Genomic DNA, 16,541 nt, shown 5'->3' with positions numbered 1-16,541 from the left:
GTCATCATGAGTCAGAATGTTTACCAGTTTATCGACTTACAGCGCGTTGATCCGCCCAAGAAGCCGCTGAAGATTCGTAAAATTGAATTTGTTGAGATCTACGAGCCGTTCTCAGAAAGCCAGTCCAAAGCCCAGGCAGACCGCTGCCTGGCGTGCGGCAACCCTTACTGTGAATGGAAGTGTCCGGTACATAACTACATCCCGAACTGGCTGAAACTCGCGAACGAAGGCCGCATTATCGAAGCGGCTGAGTTATCGCACCAGACCAACAGCCTGCCGGAAGTCTGCGGTCGCGTATGCCCGCAGGACCGTCTGTGTGAAGGGTCTTGTACGCTGAATGATGAATTCGGCGCGGTCACCATCGGCAACATCGAACGCTATATCAATGATAAAGCGATAGAGATGGGCTGGAAGCCAAGCGTTGCCAACGTGAAACCGACCGGCAAACGCGTCGCCATCATTGGCGCGGGTCCGGCAGGGCTGGCGTGTGCCGACGTGCTGGCACGCAGTGGCGTACAGGCTGTCGTGTTCGATCGTCACCCTGAGATCGGTGGCCTGCTGACCTTCGGTATCCCTTCTTTCAAGCTGGAAAAAGAGGTGATGGTGAAACGTCGTGAGATCTTCACCGAGATGGGCATCGAATTCCGTCTGAATACCGAAGTCGGCAAAGACGTGCAGATGAAAGCGCTGCTGGACGAGTACGACGCGGTATTCCTCGGCGTCGGCACCTATCAGTCTATGCGTGGCGGATTGGATAATGAAGACGCTCAGGGTGTCTACGATGCGCTGCCGTTCCTGATCGCCAACACCAAACAGCTGATGGGCTTTGAAGCCGCAGTAGACGAGCCTTACATCAGCATGCAAGGTAAACGCGTTGTGGTGCTGGGCGGTGGTGACACCGCGATGGACTGCGTGCGTACCTCGATTCGTCAGGGCGCAACGCACGTTACCTGTGCCTATCGTCGTGATGAAGAGAACATGCCGGGTTCTAAACGCGAAGTGAAAAACGCGCGTGAAGAAGGCGTCGAGTTCAAATTCAACCTGCAACCGCTAAGCGTCGAGATCAATGGCGCGGGCAAAGTGTGTGGCGTGAAAATGGCGCGTACCGCACTGGGCGTACCGGATGCCAACGGGCGTCGTCGTCCTGAAATCGTAGAGGGTTCCGAGCACGTTCTGGAAGCCGATGCGGTCATCATGGCGTTTGGCTTCCGTCCGCACAAAATGGCGTGGCTGGCAGAACATGACGTCAAGCTGGACGATCAAGGTCGCATTGTCGCACCAGAAAGTTGCGATAACGCGTTCCAGACCAGTAACCCGAAAATTTTTGCGGGTGGCGATGCAGTACGCGGTTCCGATCTGGTGGTTACGGCCATCGCAGAAGGTCGTAAAGCCGCTGACGGTATCATGAACTATCTGGAAGTGTAGAAACACATCTCGTCTCTTGAGGGCAGCGCTAGCTGCCCTTTTCTTTTTCAGCCTTCACCCGATTCAGTCTTTATTTGAATACTCAATCTTTACCTGAATACAGGTCAATCACATCCTGTTCCGTCAGCATCGGCGTTTTCTCAGCAAGCGAGTAGTAGCTCGGTTTCTTATCAATATAAATCTGCGATACCAACGTTTTATTGGTCTCGTCAGCAAAAAGACCCGCCGGAATATGATAAGTACCACCGCTACGCAGCCGATAGAACAGGTGCGTTCCACATACGCGGCAAAAACCACGTTCGGCCCATTCCGATGACTGCCAGACCGTAATATTTTCCTCACCCTCGATGGCAATCGCCGGATCCGTACATTCAATAGCCATGAGCGGACCACCGCCCCACGTCTGGCACATTCCACAGTGGCAGGCATCGACCTTACTCACCGAATACGCCGTGGAAATCGTCACGCCACCACATAAACAACGACCTTGATGCATTGCTCCCTCTCCTGAGTTTTCGTTCTGGAATCGCAATACCCCATAAAAAGGGTATCACCGCCAGTTTCGGTTATAGCATAGGTTATATACGCGCTTTTTCTTATTCTCAGGAAGTTGGACAATGTTCAACTTTCAATCGATATTCCCCTAAGGCCGCAGCAAGAAAAGGAAATAAGTCGCACCGTAGCAATCGATGGCAACGTACCCCACTTCTTTCCTCGGAATATCACACCAGACAGGCTAATAAAAACTTCATCTTTCCACTGGGTTCTAAAGAACCTTTCGTAATAAATCCTGCAATATCACGCTAAAGACCTACACTTACCTCCGGCATTAATTTGTCTTTATTGAGATTGGATTTCATTAAGGAGGAAATATGACAGTCGAAGTGGCTCTTGTAACAGGAGCCGGTCAAGGTATTGGCCGCGCTATTGCTCTCAGACTGGCGGCAGACGGTTTTGCCGTCGCCATCGTGGACTATAACCAAGAAACCGCACACAGCGTCGCGCAGGAAATCGAAAAATCCGGCGGACAGGCCATCGCACTACAGGCGGACGTCGCGGATCGTGAGGCGGTTTTCGCTGCGGTCGCAGAAACCAAAAAGCGCTTTGGTGACTTTAACGTCATCGTCAATAACGCCGGTGTAGCCCCTTCAACCCTGATTGAAGACATCACGCCAGACGTTGTCGATCGCGTTTATAACATCAACGTCAAAGGCGTTATCTGGGGGATTCAGGCTGCGCTCGATGCCTTCAAATCTCTGGGCCACGGCGGCAAAATCATTAATGCCTGTTCGCAGGCTGGGCATGTAGGCAACCCTGAACTCGCCGTCTACAGCTCAAGTAAATTCGCGGTTCGTGGCTTAACGCAAACTGCCGCCCGCGATTTAGCCCCGCTGGGCATCACGGTCAATGGTTACTGTCCGGGTATCGTAAAAACGCCAATGTGGGATGAAATCGATCGGAAGATCTCCGAATCCGCAGGGAAACCGCGTGGCTATGCGACGGAAGAGTTCGCCAAACGCATCACGCTGGGCCGCCTTTCCGAGCCGGAAGATGTCGCTGCCTGCGTGTCCTATCTGGCTAGCCACGATTCCGACTATATGACGGGACAATCGCTATTGATTGATGGCGGAATGGTGTTCAATTAACCGTATAGTCAGCGAATAACGGGAATAAGAAAGGGCACCACAAGGGTGCCCTTAAACATTACTTCACGACCCGTAGCGACGGTCGGCCACCTTTAGGTGGCTGTGGTGGTTCATCATCAGAACCCGAGCCATCGTCAGGCGCTTCAGAATCAGGTGAACTATCGACAATCGACATGACCGTCCCTGAAGCGGGTGCGCCTTCCTGAAAGTCTTCATATTCACCTGCAGATTCGTAAGCAGGTTCGGACTCAAACATCGTTCCAGCCCCGTTCTCACGTGCATAAATCGCCATGACGGCCGCCATCGGCACATAAACCTGACGTGGTACGCCGCCAAAACGGGCATTGAAACGAACGCTGTCATCAGCTAACTCAAGGCCGCCAACAGCGCGCGGTGCGATATTCAGCACGATCTGGCCGTCACGGGCGAACTCCATCGGCACCATAACATCCGGCAGAGTGACATCTACCACCAGATGAGGCGTTAATTGGTTATCCAGCAACCAATCATAAAAAGCCCGTAATAAATACGGACGACGCGGAGACAGTTGAGACAACGCCATACGGTTTAACCTCGGGTTTGCAAACGCATTTCACGTTCCACTTCCGTCAGGGAAGCCAGGAACGCATCACGCTCAAAGACGCGAGTCATGTAGCCTTTCAGCTCTTTCGCGCCCGAACCACTCAGTTCAATGCCTAACTGCGGCAGACGCCACAGCAGCGGAGCCAGATAGCAATCCACTAGGCTGAACTCTTCGCTCATGAAGTAAGGCGCTTCATTGAACACAGGGGCAATGGCCAACAGTTCTTCACGCAATTGCTTACGTGCTGCGTCCGCTTCCTGAGCGCTACCGTGCGTAATTTTCTTCAGCAAAGAATACCAGTCGCTCTCAATGCGGTGCATCATCAGGCGGCTGTTACCGCGCGCAACCGGATAGACAGGCATTAACGGCGGATGAGGAAAACGTTCATCCAGATACTCCATGATAATACGGGATTCATAGAGCGTCAGTTCGCGATCGACCAGCGTTGGCACGGAACCGTAAGGATTGAGGTCAATAAGATCCTGAGGCAGATTATCCATGTCTACCTGCTCAATCTCGACACTCACACCCTTTTCCGCCAATACGATGCGGACCTGATGGCTAAAAATGTCGGATGGACCAGAAAACAGCGTCATTACCGAACGTTTGTTGGCAGCGACAGCCATGAAAACCTCCAAGTTTATCGAGAAAATATGGCGAATAACCGCGCAGTCAGTAACCTGCAAACCGCTATTCGAAATGCTGCTTGCCAATGTGTGTAAACGTCACCGGACAAAATCCGGCTGTTTTAAACCGCTACACGATAGCTTACACACAGGCATAAAATCGGCGGATAGCTTATCAGATTTTGTTCGTTTTGTGGGGATATAAGCGGATAATCTTATTTAACAAAATGATAAGTAAGAGTTTTTTTATTAAATACAAATTTTTCATCTGCAATAGCGAAGGCCAAACAACACTGCCAGAGAATAATCTATCCCCTGTATTGGTCTGCGTTGAATCGTCAGGCGCATAGAAGCCGGCGAGGGCCGTCGGCTTCTAAGTAATCGAAATTAAAGCAAATTGATGCCGTTAAACCGATGATTAAGGTCGTGCCGCAGTGCCATCTGGCAAGCGTGCATTCGTCCATGACGGCAATCCGCCTTCAACAGGGAATTGCTTCGCTTTTTGCTCATCGATATCAATTCCTAATCCTGGCTTATCGTTCAGGTACGCGTATCCGCCTTCAATATCCGGGCAGCCAGGGAAAACGTCCCGCAGAGCCTCATTCATCGGCGTATATTCTTGAATACCCAGATTAGTAATACTCATATCAATGTGCATATTCGCGACTACGCCAATAGGGGAGATATCACCCGGGCCATGCCAGGCGGTTCTCACGCCATGAAACTCGGCGAGTGTCGCCAGTTTTTTGGCTGGTGTAATCCCACCGATCATACTGATATGGCAGCGAATAAAATCAATCAGATGATTGGTTATCAGGTGTTTGTATTCGGCAACATGAACAAACAGTTCTCCCATCGCGATTGGGGTGGATGTTTGTTGGCGCATCACGCTAAGGAAATCAACATTCTCTGGCGCGACGGGGTCTTCAAGATAAAAGAGCTTGTAATCTTCCAGAGACTTCGCCATTTGCAACGCGGTAACCGGCGATACGCGCTCATGAACATCATGAATAAATTCAACATCAAACCCAATCTTATTGCGCAGATGATCGAAAAAGGCCGGAATGCTTCTGGCATAAGCATCAGGGTCGAAATAAATACCGGGCGTCTTCGTTCTTGGCGAGCGCTTCGGCGTGATATTGGCTTTATCCAACTGAGTGGCAATCAGTTTGAGGTCTTCCGTCCCGGCCCCACCGTACATGCCCATCTGACAACGAACGTACTGGTAGCCTTCTTCCATTGCCGCACGGATGTTATCTTCCGCCGCAACCGCATCCGCACCATCGCAATGACGATAAAGCGGAATACCGTCACGGCATTTGCCGCCCAGCAATTCATAGACCGGCAGGTTAGCGACTTTACCCTTGATATCCCACAGCGCCATATCGATAGCCGAGATCGCATTGTTCATCACCGGCCCATTGCGCCAATAGCCGCTCACAACAGCAGACTGCCAGATATCTTCAATACGAGAAGGATCTTTCCCGATCAGGAAAGGCTTCATGTACTCATTAATCGCCGCTTCAACCGCGAAAATACGTTGGGTAAAGGTCGCACATCCCAAACCGTATAAGCCGTCCTGATTGGTTTCGACCTTGACGACCACCAGATCAATGCCACCCGGTGCCGTTAGAATCGTCTTTACGTTTGTTACCTTTATCATTCAAAAACTCCTGTGATAGCCACAATCAGATTATGTAGAATCTCATTTGTTGTATGACATCATACTTCTTGAGGTATTACTATCAAAAGAAAAAAATAAAAGCAACTTATATCGAAGAGAAAACAGGGAAGTACAGCGGGCTGAAAGAGGATGTCGCTAAAGGTAATAATTCTAATAAATTAGATAAATAGTGGATCACTACGGGCACATTTCAGATACAAAAATACCGCGAAGTAATATCAATTTCCGATGCCGAAAAAATTGCCGATGCTGCAAAGCAAGCACCAGCAGGCCGTTACTGACATACGAATAAAAGAAGCGGTAAGCGGCCTGAGAAATAGGGCGATATTTACGCGTTAGTTATTATCAAGGTTGTTGATCATAACAATGTTACATTCCATTGCCTGATCCAGACATAGCTTAGCGGTTTCAATATCACGGTTTTTGATCGCCATAAAAATTTTGATATGCGCGTCAATACTATCTAGCGTTATACCTAACACTCGATTTAACTCTTCCAGATAGAAATAGTACATACCTTTCACATACTTAATGGCATGTGAAAATACTTTATTGTGCGCCGCATTGATAATCGCCATGTGGAAATCCAGGTCGGCCTGAGAGTATTTTTTATAGTCGTTTTTGTTGACCAGCATTCGGTTAAGTGCATCTTCTATAAGAGCAATATCCTCATCCGTTGCATTTTTTGCCGCCAGCTCGATGCACTTAAATTCCACCGTTTGCCGAAACACCATCATGTCCATGAATTCACCTTTCGTCAGGTGAAGAATCGGCTTGTCATTCGCCTGCATACGGAAGCTTTCAAGTTCATTTGAAACAAAAGAACCTCGACCATGTTTGGTATAGATGATTCCCAGGTTCCTCAATTTTTGAACCGCACTGCGAATACTCGTTCTACTTACTTCAAAAGCTTCACTTAATTCAAACTCAGACGGTAATTTCTCACCCTGTTTCCACTCGCCGCTGAGTATTTTTTTCTGCATCTTCTGATAGACGGCTTCAGCAATATTATTTCTTGGTATTGATTCTATATTGTCCATAACGCCTCAAATCAATTATTGGAATCATGATCACAAAAAAACGCTTTGACTGTTGATTGAAGTATAACAAAGCGACACCATCACTTCCACTCGTTAGTTGTATGACAACATGATGTATGACAATACTACCTCTTAAAAAATAACCTATTCACCGCTCAATAATCAGTTAAGGAGTTGATAATGGATGCCGCAAAACTATTTGATCTATCAGGGAAAACTGCACTCATTACCGGTTCTGCAAGAGGCCTCGGCTTTTCCTATGCAGAAGGACTCGCATCAGCGGGTGCCGCCATTGTACTCAGCGACATCAGAGAAGAAACGCTGAACGAGGCGGTAGAAAAGCTAACGGCAAAGGGCTATAACGCCAAAGGTTACGTGATTGATGTCTCAAAAGAAGACCAGATCGTCAATGCATTCAACCTGATGGATGCCGCTGGTATAGAAATCGACATTGTGATTAATAACGCAGGGATCCAGCATCGTCAACCGTTAGTCGACCTCGCGCTACAGGACTGGCAGCGCGTCATGGACATTCACCTGACAGGGACATTCCTCGTCTCGCGCGAGGCTGCAATCCGCATGATAAAACGCGGCCGCGGCGGCAAATTTATCAATATCTGTTCACTGACCAGTGAACAAGCACGTCCTACCGTCGCACCTTATACCGCGGCTAAAGGCGGAATCAAAATGTTGACGCGCTCCATGTCGGCGGAATGGGCAGAATATAACATTCAAGCGAACGCAATCGGTCCCGGCTACATACTAACCGACATGAATGAAGCCTTGATTAAAGATGTCGAATTCGACAAGTGGGTCAAAAGTAGCAACCCAACTAAACGCTGGGGAAAAACCGAAGAACTTATCGGTACGGCTATTTTCCTGTCTGCTGAAGCATCGAATTATATCAATGGTCAGGTCATCTATGTCGATGGCGGATGGTTAGCAGTACTCTGATTCTCAGAAATCGATATTCGTCAGAGATGATTGATAAGTCAACGTGTGGTTTTAATTCCCTACACCGCGATAAAGGAAAACCACACTATATTATTTTAGAGGTATCAATATGAAACAAGATACACTTACCTTTGATGCATGTATTGTTCATGGAAAAAAAGACGTAAAAATAGAAAGTCGTGAACTGAATTATACCGAAAACGATATTGTCGTTAACGTTGAGTGCGGCGGTATTTGTGGTTCAGACATTCATTATTATCATGAAGGCCATGCCGGTTTATCTGTAATAAAACATCCCATGATCATTGGTCACGAGTTCGTTGGAAGAATTCATCAGGCACCAGCTAATAGCCAATTAAAAGTCGGCCAAAAAGTGGCGATCAATCCTTCCCAGCCTTGCAACAAATGTGAGTATTGTCTGGAAGGCAAGCAGAACGAATGCCCTAGTATGCGATTCATGGGAAGCGCCCAATTTAATCCGCACGTACACGGCGGTTTTGCTCAATATGTCACGGTTTCCGCACAGCAGTGCTATCCCTATGACGAAAATGTCCCTTCGCAAATTATGGCACTTGCGGAACCAACGGCGGTTGTTATTCATGCCATCAACGTCGCCGGCAGCCTGGTCGGTAAAAAAGTTCTGGTCATCGGTGCGGGTCCTATTGGTGCTTTGACGATTGCCGCAGCGAAAGCCTCAGGCGCCGTAGAGATTGTCGCGTCCGACATCAGTGAACGGTGCAGAAACATCGCGCTGGAAATGGGAGCCGATGCCTCCGTCAATCCGCTTGATGAAAGTGCAATGGAAATCTATAACCAAAATAAAGGCTACTTTGATGTGACATTCGAGGCCAGCGGTGCGCCTGCGGCAATCGCCTCATCGGTCTTTGCGACACGCCCTAATGGTTTGATTGTACAAATTGGTATGGGGCCAAACCCTGTTCAATATCCCGTTGCACAAATGCTAGTAAAAGAACTCACCTGGAAAGGATCATTCCGATTCATTAATGAATTTGCTACTGCGGTTAAATGGTTGGAGAAAGGTATTATAAATCCACAACCCATTATCTCCGCTGAATATTCTTATCATGATGTTGAAGATGCATTAATTGCTGCGAGTGATAAAAATATTTCCTCAAAAGTACTCGTTAAATTTTAATAAAGACATCACCTTTAATTTTAAATCGGAAGAATACGGCAAAGGAATGCTGACAATACGCTGTTGACCAAAAATCAAGATGTGGTGTTTTTCTTATTCTTCTATCGATTAATTATTTCCACACCTTGTCTGGAAATGATTTTTCGTGTGTGCCACCAGGTATTTATACCTCACCACATATTGAATTAAATCTAATAATCATATGGTGACACTATGAACTCATCTCCAGTTAAGGTTAAAAGAAGCACCTCCGATCTTGCCAGGGCATCCGTTTCTGGCTGGCTCGGTACCACACTAGAATTCATGGATTTCCAGCTCTATTCTCTTGGTGCCGCACTGGTCTTCCATGAAATTTTCTTCCCTGAACAATCGGCTGCTATGGCATTAATTCTCGCGATGGGAACCTACGGTGCAGGATACATTGCCCGTATTGTCGGTGCCGTCTTCTTCGGGAAAATGGGAGATAGAGTAGGCAGGAAAAAGGTTCTGTTTATTACTATTGCATTAATGGGGGTTTGTACCACATTAATAGGCGCACTCCCGACTTACCAGCAGGTTGGTATTCTGGCACCGATTCTATTGGTATTGCTCAGAGTGATTCAGGGACTGGGTGCCGGTGCAGAGATCTCTGGTGCCAGTACCATGCTGGCAGAATATGCACCTAAGGGTAAAAAAGGCATTATTGCCTCGCTGGTTGCAATGGGAACCAACTGCGGAACATTGAGCGCAACGGCCATTTGGGCTGCGATGTTTTACCTCTTTAGCAATGAAGAGATCATTGATTGGGCATGGCGTCTTCCCTTCCTTGCGAGTTTCGTGGTGATGGGGTTTGCTATCTGGTTACGTCTGAATCTGAAAGAAAGCCCGGTATTTGAAGGGGTACAGGAAACAGAAGAAGTCGCCCACCAGCCCACTCCTTTTTGGTCTTTGCTAAAAGGGAAAGCGTTTTGGATTGCAACAGGTCTTCGCTTCGGACAGGCGGGGAACTCGGGCATTATCCAGACTTTCCTAGCTGGCTACATGGTACAAACGCTACTCTTTAACAAGGCCGTTCCAACCGATGCCATCATGATTAGTTCAGTCATCGGCTTTCTGACAATCCCATTGATGGGGTGGCTATCAGATAGAATCGGACGCCGCATTCCTTATATTATCCTGACGCTGGGCTCTATTCTTCTCGCTTATCCGATGATTTCAATCATCGTGAATAAAGAGCAGGCAGTTGCCACGATAACGGTATGCTTAATCCTCATTCATAACATCGCGGTGTTGGGGCAAGCAGCAATCGAAGGGATCACGATGGCAGAGATGTTCGGTTCAAAAAACCGCTTCTCCCAAATGGCAATCTCCAAAGAGATCGGCGGGTTATTCGCTACGGGGCTCGGTCCTTTGTTAGCGGGTATTTTTTGCCAAATAACGGGGTCCTGGTATCCCATCGCTGTGATGTTAATTTGCTACTCCTGCATTGGCTTGCTATCCGCCCTTTTGATGCCAGAAGTCAAAGATCGTGACCTGCATGATGTAAAAAACGCAACGGAATAGCAGACATCCTCGCAGTAAAGGTAAACGCTACATTCTAAATGCAAAAGACCACCTCTTGAGGTGGTCTTTTGCATTGGTAGCCTACAGCGCGGCTGAGACATAAAAAAACCCAGTGACCAGCACCGGGTTTTTTGCATTGATTTCGCTGCAAAGCAGCCAGAAATTAACGCTTGGAGAACTGAGGACGACGACGTGCTTTACGCAGGCCGACTTTCTTACGTTCAACCTGACGAGCATCACGAGTAACGAAACCAGCTTTACGCAGTTCGCTACGCAGAGACTCATCATACTCCATCAGAGCGCGGGTGATACCGTGACGGATCGCACCAGCCTGACCAGAGATACCACCACCTTTAACGGTGATGTACAGATCAAATTTACCAACCATGTCGACCAGTTCAAGCGGCTGACGAACTACCATGCGGGCAGTTTCGCGACCGAAGTACTGTTCCAGACTACGCTGGTTGATAACGATGTTACCGTTGCCCGGTTTGATGAACACGCGAGCGGCGGAGCTTTTGCGGCGACCAGTGCCGTAGTATTGATTTTCAGCCATTGCCTATAATCCCGATTAAATGTCCAGAACTTGCGGTTGCTGTGCCGCGTGATTGTGCTCGGTGCCCGCGTAAACTTTCAGTTTACGGAACATAGCACGACCCAACGGGCCCTTCGGCAGCATGCCTTTAACCGCGATTTCAATCACACGCTCAGGACGGCGGGCAATCATCTCTTCAAAGGTCGCTTGTTTAATACCACCGATGTGACCGGTGTGATGATAATAAATCTTGTCAGTACGCTTGTTGCCAGTTACAGCAACTTTGTCAGCGTTCAGAACGATGATGTAATCACCCGTATCAACGTGCGGGGTATATTCCGCTTTATGCTTGCCGCGCAGACGACGAGCCAGTTCAGTAGCGAGACGGCCTAAAGTTTTACCGTTCGCATCAACAACGTACCAGTCACGTTTTACGGTCTCTGGTTTAGCTGTAAAAGTTTTCATTAAAAGCTTACCCAATAATTAGTTACACGTTGGTGAACACCCGAACGCTCGAAAACAGTTGAGGCTCACACGACCATCAAGTCCAGCAAACCTACCCCTTCGAATAGCCATTGCCGGCACTATAAAGTTTTTGGGAAAAAAACTTTGTTGTAACGTGGGGTCGCAAGATTATAGAGAAGTCATTCTTAAAAATCGACCCTTTTTCGCTCGAAAATGACGAAAAGCCATCGTCTGCGTTACGCCAAATGGGGTTGGCGCAAGTACTCTTCGCTTTGCATTTCCTGCAAACGGGATAAACAGCGCTGATATTCAAATTTCAGGTGTTCTCCCTGATAGATATCAAACATCGATGCCTGCGCAGAAATAATCAATTTGATACGGCGATCGTAGCACTCGTCCACCAGCGCCAGAAAACGGCGGGCGGTATTCTCTTCCTTCGTTTCCATCACCGTCACATTGTGCAACAGCATTGTGTGGTAGAGACGTGAAAGTGCGATGTAATCATTCTGGCTACGTGCTTCGGTACACAGCGTGTGGAAATCGACCGCCAATACGCCGTCACTCACGCCAAGTGTCGATAAGGGACGATGATTGATCTCCAGCACCGGCCCCGGCGTCTGCCACGGTTTCCCGGTCAGGCGGGTAAACATCTGCTGCATCGCAGCATCTGTCTCTTCATTCAGCGGCGAGAGATAAAGGTGTGCCTGCGTCAGCGTACGCAGACGGTAATCGATACCCGCATCGACATTACGCACTTCACAATACTGCTTAATCAGCTCAATCGCAGGCAGAAAACGCGCGCGTTGCAGCCCATTACGGTAGAGATCGTCTGGCGGAATATTCGACGTCGCCACCAATGAAATGCCACGGGCAAACAGCGCACGCAGCAGTTCAGCCAACAGCATCGCATCGGTAATGTCAGAGACGAAAAATTCATCGAAGCACAGCACATCCGTTTCGGCTTTAAAACCGTCGGCCACTTTCTCCAGCGGATTTTCCTGCCCCTGAAACTGGTTCAGTTCTTCATGCACACGCAGCATAAAACGATGAAAATGCAGACGCATTTTTCGCTCAGCAGGCAAGCTGTGGAAAAACATATCCATCAGCCAGGTTTTACCGCGCCCGACGCCGCCCCACATGTACAGCCCTTGAACCGGCGCAGATTCACGTTTATTACGCCGCCCCAGCCAGCTACGCCATTTCCCCACGCGCTCGGATGTCCCCGTATCGCCATCAGCAGCACGTTCACATAACGCCTGATGTATCGCCTCCAGGCGCACAACGGTTTGCCGTTGCACCTCGTCCGGCTGATATTCACCAGCGGAAAGCGCCTGCTGATAAAGCGCCAAGGGTGTTGTTTGCTGCTGTGTTGTCTGTGGAATAACCATAGCCATCGCAATCCCTGAGAAAAAAGTTAGTCGTGTTTTGCTGTGTGTTGTCGTCGATTTAAGCCGTAATCGTCGCAGTTAACAACCTTGATGTCTGCGGTAGGTCAACATTCCTTTCTGTCATCGAGTATCAGGATTCCACTCAGGCAAGGTTAACGGTTATAGTGACTATTATTAAGTGAAAAACCCTACGGGACAACGACGTCAAAATAGGAGCTATTATGACTTGGGAGTATGCGCTGATAGGTTTAGTTGTCGGTATCATTATTGGTGCTGTCGCCATGCGCTTTGGTAACCGTAAGCTGCGGCAACAGCAGGTATTGCAGAATGAGCTGGAGAAAAGCAAAACCGAACTGGAAGATTATCGTCAGGAATTGGTGGGTCACTTCGCCCGCAGTGCGGAGCTGTTGGATAACATGGCGGATGATTATCGTCAGCTTTATCAGCACATGGCGAAAAGCTCCAATAACCTGTTACCTCACGTTCCCGGTCAGGATAATCCGTTTAAATATCGTCTGACCGAATCAGAAGCGGATAACGATCAGGCTCCGGTGAACATGCCGCCGCGCGATTATTCCGACGGAGCATCAGGCCTGCTGCGTGGCGAACGCCCAATTCGCAAGTAATTCAGTTTCCCCCTAAGCGTGAGGCTTTCTGTCTCACGCTTTCCCCTCTCTTGTTCTACGCTTAAAACGCTTGTACGTTTAAGACGCGTACCGCAGGCTGTCATCGCCCGATCACGCATTAAAAAAGCGATAGTTACAATCTGCTGACGAAACAGCAGTGAACTTTACACATTGATCGCCAGTCTGACTCTTCACCGTGTCTTTAAGTTTATATATCATCGTTTTATTCATCCGCAGGCCGTGAGAGAGTTAATAACAATGAAAAAAACATCATTACTATTTAGTGCACTGGCAATGAGTATAGGTTTGACCCTGTCCACGCTTCCCGTAGCGAATGCTGCGCTGCCTGCCGTGGTTCAAGGGCAACAGACGCCAAGTCTGGCCCCGATGCTGGAGAAAGTTTTGCCAGCCGTCGTCAGCGTGCATGTTGAAGGTACACAAGTACAGCGTCAGCGCGTACCGGAAGAATTCAAATTCTTCTTTGGCCCTAACTTCCCGACGGACAAACAAAATTCTCGCCCGTTTGAAGGATTGGGCTCTGGCGTCATTATTGATGCTGCAAAAGGTTACGTGCTCACCAACAATCACGTGATCAATAACGCCGACAAGATCCGCGTCCAGCTTAATGACGGACGTGAGTATGAGGCGAAACTGATCGGTCGTGATGAGCAGACCGATATCGCCCTGCTACAGCTGAATGACGCCAAGAATCTGGTCTCTGTAAAAATGGCCGATTCCGATCAACTGCGCGTCGGTGATTTCGCCGTTGCCGTTGGTAACCCGTTCGGCCTTGGTCAGACCGCGACGTCCGGTATTATCTCTGCGCTGGGACGTAGCGGCCTGAATCTTGAAGGGCTAGAAAACTTCATCCAGACCGATGCGTCCATCAACCGCGGTAACTCCGGCGGTGCGCTGGTTAACCTCAACGGCGAGCTGATCGGTATCAACACCGCGATCCTGGCACCGGGCGGCGGAAACATCGGTATCGGTTTCGCTATCCCTAGCAACATGGCCCAGAATCTGGCGCAGCAGCTGGTTGAATTTGGCGAAGTGAAACGCGGACTGCTGGGTATTAAAGGCAGCGAGATGACGTCTGAGATGGCGAAAGCCTTCAACGTCGACGCGCAGCGCGGCGCCTTCGTCAGCGAAGTCTTACCGAAATCTGCCGCATCCAAAGCCGGTATCAAGGCAGGCGACGTATTGACGACGCTGGATGGTAAACCAATCAGCAGCTTTGCAGAACTGCGGGCCAAAGTCGGCACCACCGCGCCGGGCAAGACCGTGAAAATCGGCCTGCTGCGTGATGGTAAACCGCAGGAAGTTTCCGTCGTGTTGGATAACAGCTCATCGGCATCAACCAGCGCTGAAACACTTTCACCGTCATTGCAGGGAGCTTCTCTGACTAATGGCCAATTGAAAGACGGCAGCAAAGGCGTACAGATCGATAACGTTGCTAAGGACACACCAGCAGCACAGGTCGGTCTGCAAAAAGGCGATGTCATCATCGGCGTGAACCGCGAGCGTATTGAAAACATCACGCAACTGCGCAAACTGCTGGAAGCGAAGCCTTCCGTTCTGGCCTTGAATATCGTCCGGGGCGAAGAAACGATTTATCTGCTGCTACGTTAATCACTTGCCGTCTTTTTCGGCAACTTAACTGGCAAGAACATCGCTAATGTTAAAAAATCGGACACCGAGCCATGCGGTGTCCGAACTTCTCGTGATATCCTCCCTTTATCTCCCTTTTTCCACAGTAAATCACGGCCATGCTTGCTAAGTTATTACGTTCAGCGCTCTTTGGTGCCCTCGTCGCCGGTATTATTCTGGCCGTACTGCCCTTTGTCGGGTCTGGCTCGTCATTTCTGAAAGGCAATGACAGAAATACTGATGGTTCGCCTATAAGCTACCATCAGGGCGTCAGCCATGCGGCGCCTGCCGTGGTGAACGTTTATAACCGGGTTGCCAAGCCGGATAACCCCAGCGAAGTCACCATTCATCCTCTCGGATCCGGCGTCATCATGAATGAGAAAGGGTATATTTTAACCAATAAGCATGTGATTAATAACGTGCAGCAAATCCAGATAGAGCTGTCAGACGGCAGACTGTACGAAGCCCGCGTGATCGGTTCCGATAGCCTGACAGACCTGGCGGTGTTGCAAATTGATGGCGTCAATTTACCCGTTATTTCGATAAATCCAGACCGCATACCGCACGTCGGCGATGTCGTGATGGCGATCGGCAATCCTTACAATCTGGGGCAAACCGTCACGCAGGGCGTCATCAGCGCCACTGGTCGCGTCAGCCTTAGTACGTACGGTCAGCAAAAAAGTCAGGTAGGACGACAAAATTTGCTACAAACCGATGCATCCATCAACCACGGGAATTCCGGTGGTGCGCTGGTCAATACGCTTGGTGAGCTGGTCGGGATTAATACCCTCTCGTTTGATAAAAGCAGCAACGGCGAAACGCCGGAAGGGATTAGCTTCGCCATTCCTGTCGCGCTGGCGACCAAAGTGATGGGCAAGCTCATCCGCGATGGTCGTGTAGTGCGTGGCTATCTTGGCGTCAACGGCGTACAGCTCGAAAACTTTGAGAACAGCACGTCAACCAACAACCGTAATGCACAGGGGCGATTAACCGGTATTCTTGTTCAGACTATCGACTCAGGTGGGCCAGCGGATAAAGCGGGGATTCGTATCGAAGACGTCATCGTGAGCGTAAACAATAAGCCTGCACGTTCGATTATTGAAACCATGGAGCAGGTTTCAGAAATACGCCCCGGCACCGTCATTCCCGTCACCATTGAGCGCGATAATAAGCAAATCACACTACAAATGACGATTCAGGAATTCCCTACCCAATAACGGCATA

The 16,541-nt window shown here is 49.1% G+C and carries 16 protein-coding genes; 8 read left to right on the top strand and 8 right to left on the bottom strand.

The genetic code is table 11. From position 1 onward, the window contains the following. The first annotated feature begins 6 nt into the window (after positions 1 to 6). A complete protein-coding gene (locus tag BJJ97_RS06970) occupies positions 7 to 1,425 on the top strand; it encodes a glutamate synthase small subunit (RefSeq protein ID WP_039482283.1) in 1,419 nt (472 codons plus the stop codon). A gap of 82 nt (positions 1,426 to 1,507) precedes the next feature. Here BJJ97_RS06970 and BJJ97_RS06965 read toward each other — a convergent pair whose 3' ends face one another. Beyond that, entirely contained in the window at positions 1,508 to 1,921 is a 414-nt protein-coding gene (locus BJJ97_RS06965; RefSeq protein WP_095993464.1) for a GFA family protein, read from the bottom strand. Positions 1,922 to 2,297: 376 nt separating this feature from the next. On the opposite strand from BJJ97_RS06965, the gene BJJ97_RS06960 reads away from it, so the two are divergent. After that, a complete protein-coding gene (locus tag BJJ97_RS06960; protein WP_095993463.1) occupies positions 2,298 to 3,071 on the top strand; it encodes a (S)-acetoin forming diacetyl reductase in 774 nt (257 codons plus the stop codon). Positions 3,072 to 3,129: 58 nt separating this feature from the next. Here BJJ97_RS06960 and sspB read toward each other — a convergent pair whose 3' ends face one another. The 4 genes from sspB to BJJ97_RS06940 form a co-directional block, all read right to left on the bottom strand. Next, positions 3,130 to 3,633 carry a ClpXP protease specificity-enhancing factor gene (sspB, locus tag BJJ97_RS06955; RefSeq protein ID WP_010296690.1) on the bottom strand — a complete coding sequence of 168 codons (504 nt, stop codon included), beginning with the start codon at positions 3,631 to 3,633 and terminating at the stop codon, positions 3,130 to 3,132. Between the two features lie 5 nt (positions 3,634 to 3,638). Next, the gene (gene sspA / locus BJJ97_RS06950; RefSeq protein ID WP_005975503.1) at positions 3,639 to 4,280 is read right to left on the bottom strand and encodes a stringent starvation protein SspA; all 642 of its coding nucleotides are present in this window, start codon (positions 4,278 to 4,280) and stop codon (positions 3,639 to 3,641) included. A gap of 418 nt (positions 4,281 to 4,698) precedes the next feature. Then, complete coding sequence (locus tag BJJ97_RS06945) at positions 4,699 to 5,943, bottom strand: enolase C-terminal domain-like protein (RefSeq protein WP_095993462.1); 1,245 nt, start codon at positions 5,941 to 5,943, stop codon at positions 4,699 to 4,701. A 356-nt stretch (positions 5,944 to 6,299) separates the two neighbouring features. Further along, positions 6,300 to 7,004 carry a FadR/GntR family transcriptional regulator gene (locus BJJ97_RS06940; RefSeq protein WP_039482295.1) on the bottom strand — a complete coding sequence of 235 codons (705 nt, stop codon included), beginning with the start codon at positions 7,002 to 7,004 and terminating at the stop codon, positions 6,300 to 6,302. A gap of 180 nt (positions 7,005 to 7,184) precedes the next feature. Between BJJ97_RS06940 and BJJ97_RS06935 the strand changes: the two genes are divergently transcribed. The 3 genes from BJJ97_RS06935 (at position 7,185) to BJJ97_RS06925 (ending at position 10,656) form a co-directional block, all read left to right on the top strand. Beyond that, on the top strand, positions 7,185 to 7,958 hold the full coding sequence (locus BJJ97_RS06935; RefSeq protein ID WP_095993461.1) for an SDR family oxidoreductase: 774 nt from the start codon (positions 7,185 to 7,187) through the stop codon (positions 7,956 to 7,958). A gap of 109 nt (positions 7,959 to 8,067) precedes the next feature. Beyond that, the gene (gene idnD / locus BJJ97_RS06930) at positions 8,068 to 9,114 is read left to right on the top strand and encodes an L-idonate 5-dehydrogenase (RefSeq protein WP_095993460.1); all 1,047 of its coding nucleotides are present in this window, start codon (positions 8,068 to 8,070) and stop codon (positions 9,112 to 9,114) included. A gap of 213 nt (positions 9,115 to 9,327) precedes the next feature. After that, positions 9,328 to 10,656 carry an MFS transporter gene (locus BJJ97_RS06925; RefSeq protein ID WP_095993459.1) on the top strand — a complete coding sequence of 443 codons (1,329 nt, stop codon included), beginning with the start codon at positions 9,328 to 9,330 and terminating at the stop codon, positions 10,654 to 10,656. 163 nt (positions 10,657 to 10,819) lie between these two features. On the opposite strand, the gene rpsI is transcribed toward BJJ97_RS06925, so the two are convergent. From rpsI to zapE, 3 genes are all read right to left on the bottom strand, one after another. Then, on the bottom strand, positions 10,820 to 11,212 hold the full coding sequence (gene rpsI / locus BJJ97_RS06920) for a 30S ribosomal protein S9 (RefSeq protein ID WP_010280182.1): 393 nt from the start codon (positions 11,210 to 11,212) through the stop codon (positions 10,820 to 10,822). Between the two features lie 15 nt (positions 11,213 to 11,227). Further along, positions 11,228 to 11,656, bottom strand: a complete 429-nt coding sequence (gene rplM / locus BJJ97_RS06915) for a 50S ribosomal protein L13 (RefSeq protein ID WP_005975488.1) — start codon at positions 11,654 to 11,656, stop codon at positions 11,228 to 11,230. 236 nt (positions 11,657 to 11,892) lie between these two features. After that, positions 11,893 to 13,044 carry a cell division protein ZapE gene (zapE, locus tag BJJ97_RS06910; RefSeq protein WP_095995333.1) on the bottom strand — a complete coding sequence of 384 codons (1,152 nt, stop codon included), beginning with the start codon at positions 13,042 to 13,044 and terminating at the stop codon, positions 11,893 to 11,895. A 221-nt stretch (positions 13,045 to 13,265) separates the two neighbouring features. Here zapE and zapG point away from each other — a divergent pair, with 221 nt between their 5' ends. The 3 genes from zapG (at position 13,266) to degS (ending at position 16,534) form a co-directional block, all read left to right on the top strand. Next, entirely contained in the window at positions 13,266 to 13,670 is a 405-nt protein-coding gene (gene zapG / locus BJJ97_RS06905) for a Z-ring associated protein ZapG (protein ID WP_010296674.1), read from the top strand. Between the two features lie 258 nt (positions 13,671 to 13,928). Further along, positions 13,929 to 15,299: a serine endoprotease DegQ gene (gene degQ / locus BJJ97_RS06900; protein WP_095701302.1), complete on the top strand. Its 1,371-nt coding sequence runs from the start codon at positions 13,929 to 13,931 to the stop codon at positions 15,297 to 15,299. Between the two features lie 137 nt (positions 15,300 to 15,436). Beyond that, a complete protein-coding gene (gene degS, locus BJJ97_RS06895; RefSeq protein WP_095993458.1) occupies positions 15,437 to 16,534 on the top strand; it encodes an outer membrane-stress sensor serine endopeptidase DegS in 1,098 nt (365 codons plus the stop codon). The last annotated feature ends 7 nt before the right edge of the window (positions 16,535 to 16,541 follow it).

This window comes from Pectobacterium polaris (assembly GCF_002307355.1).
Lineage (GTDB): Bacteria > Pseudomonadota > Gammaproteobacteria > Enterobacterales > Enterobacteriaceae > Pectobacterium > Pectobacterium polare.
This window is presented reverse-complemented; position numbering and strand designations above follow the sequence as displayed.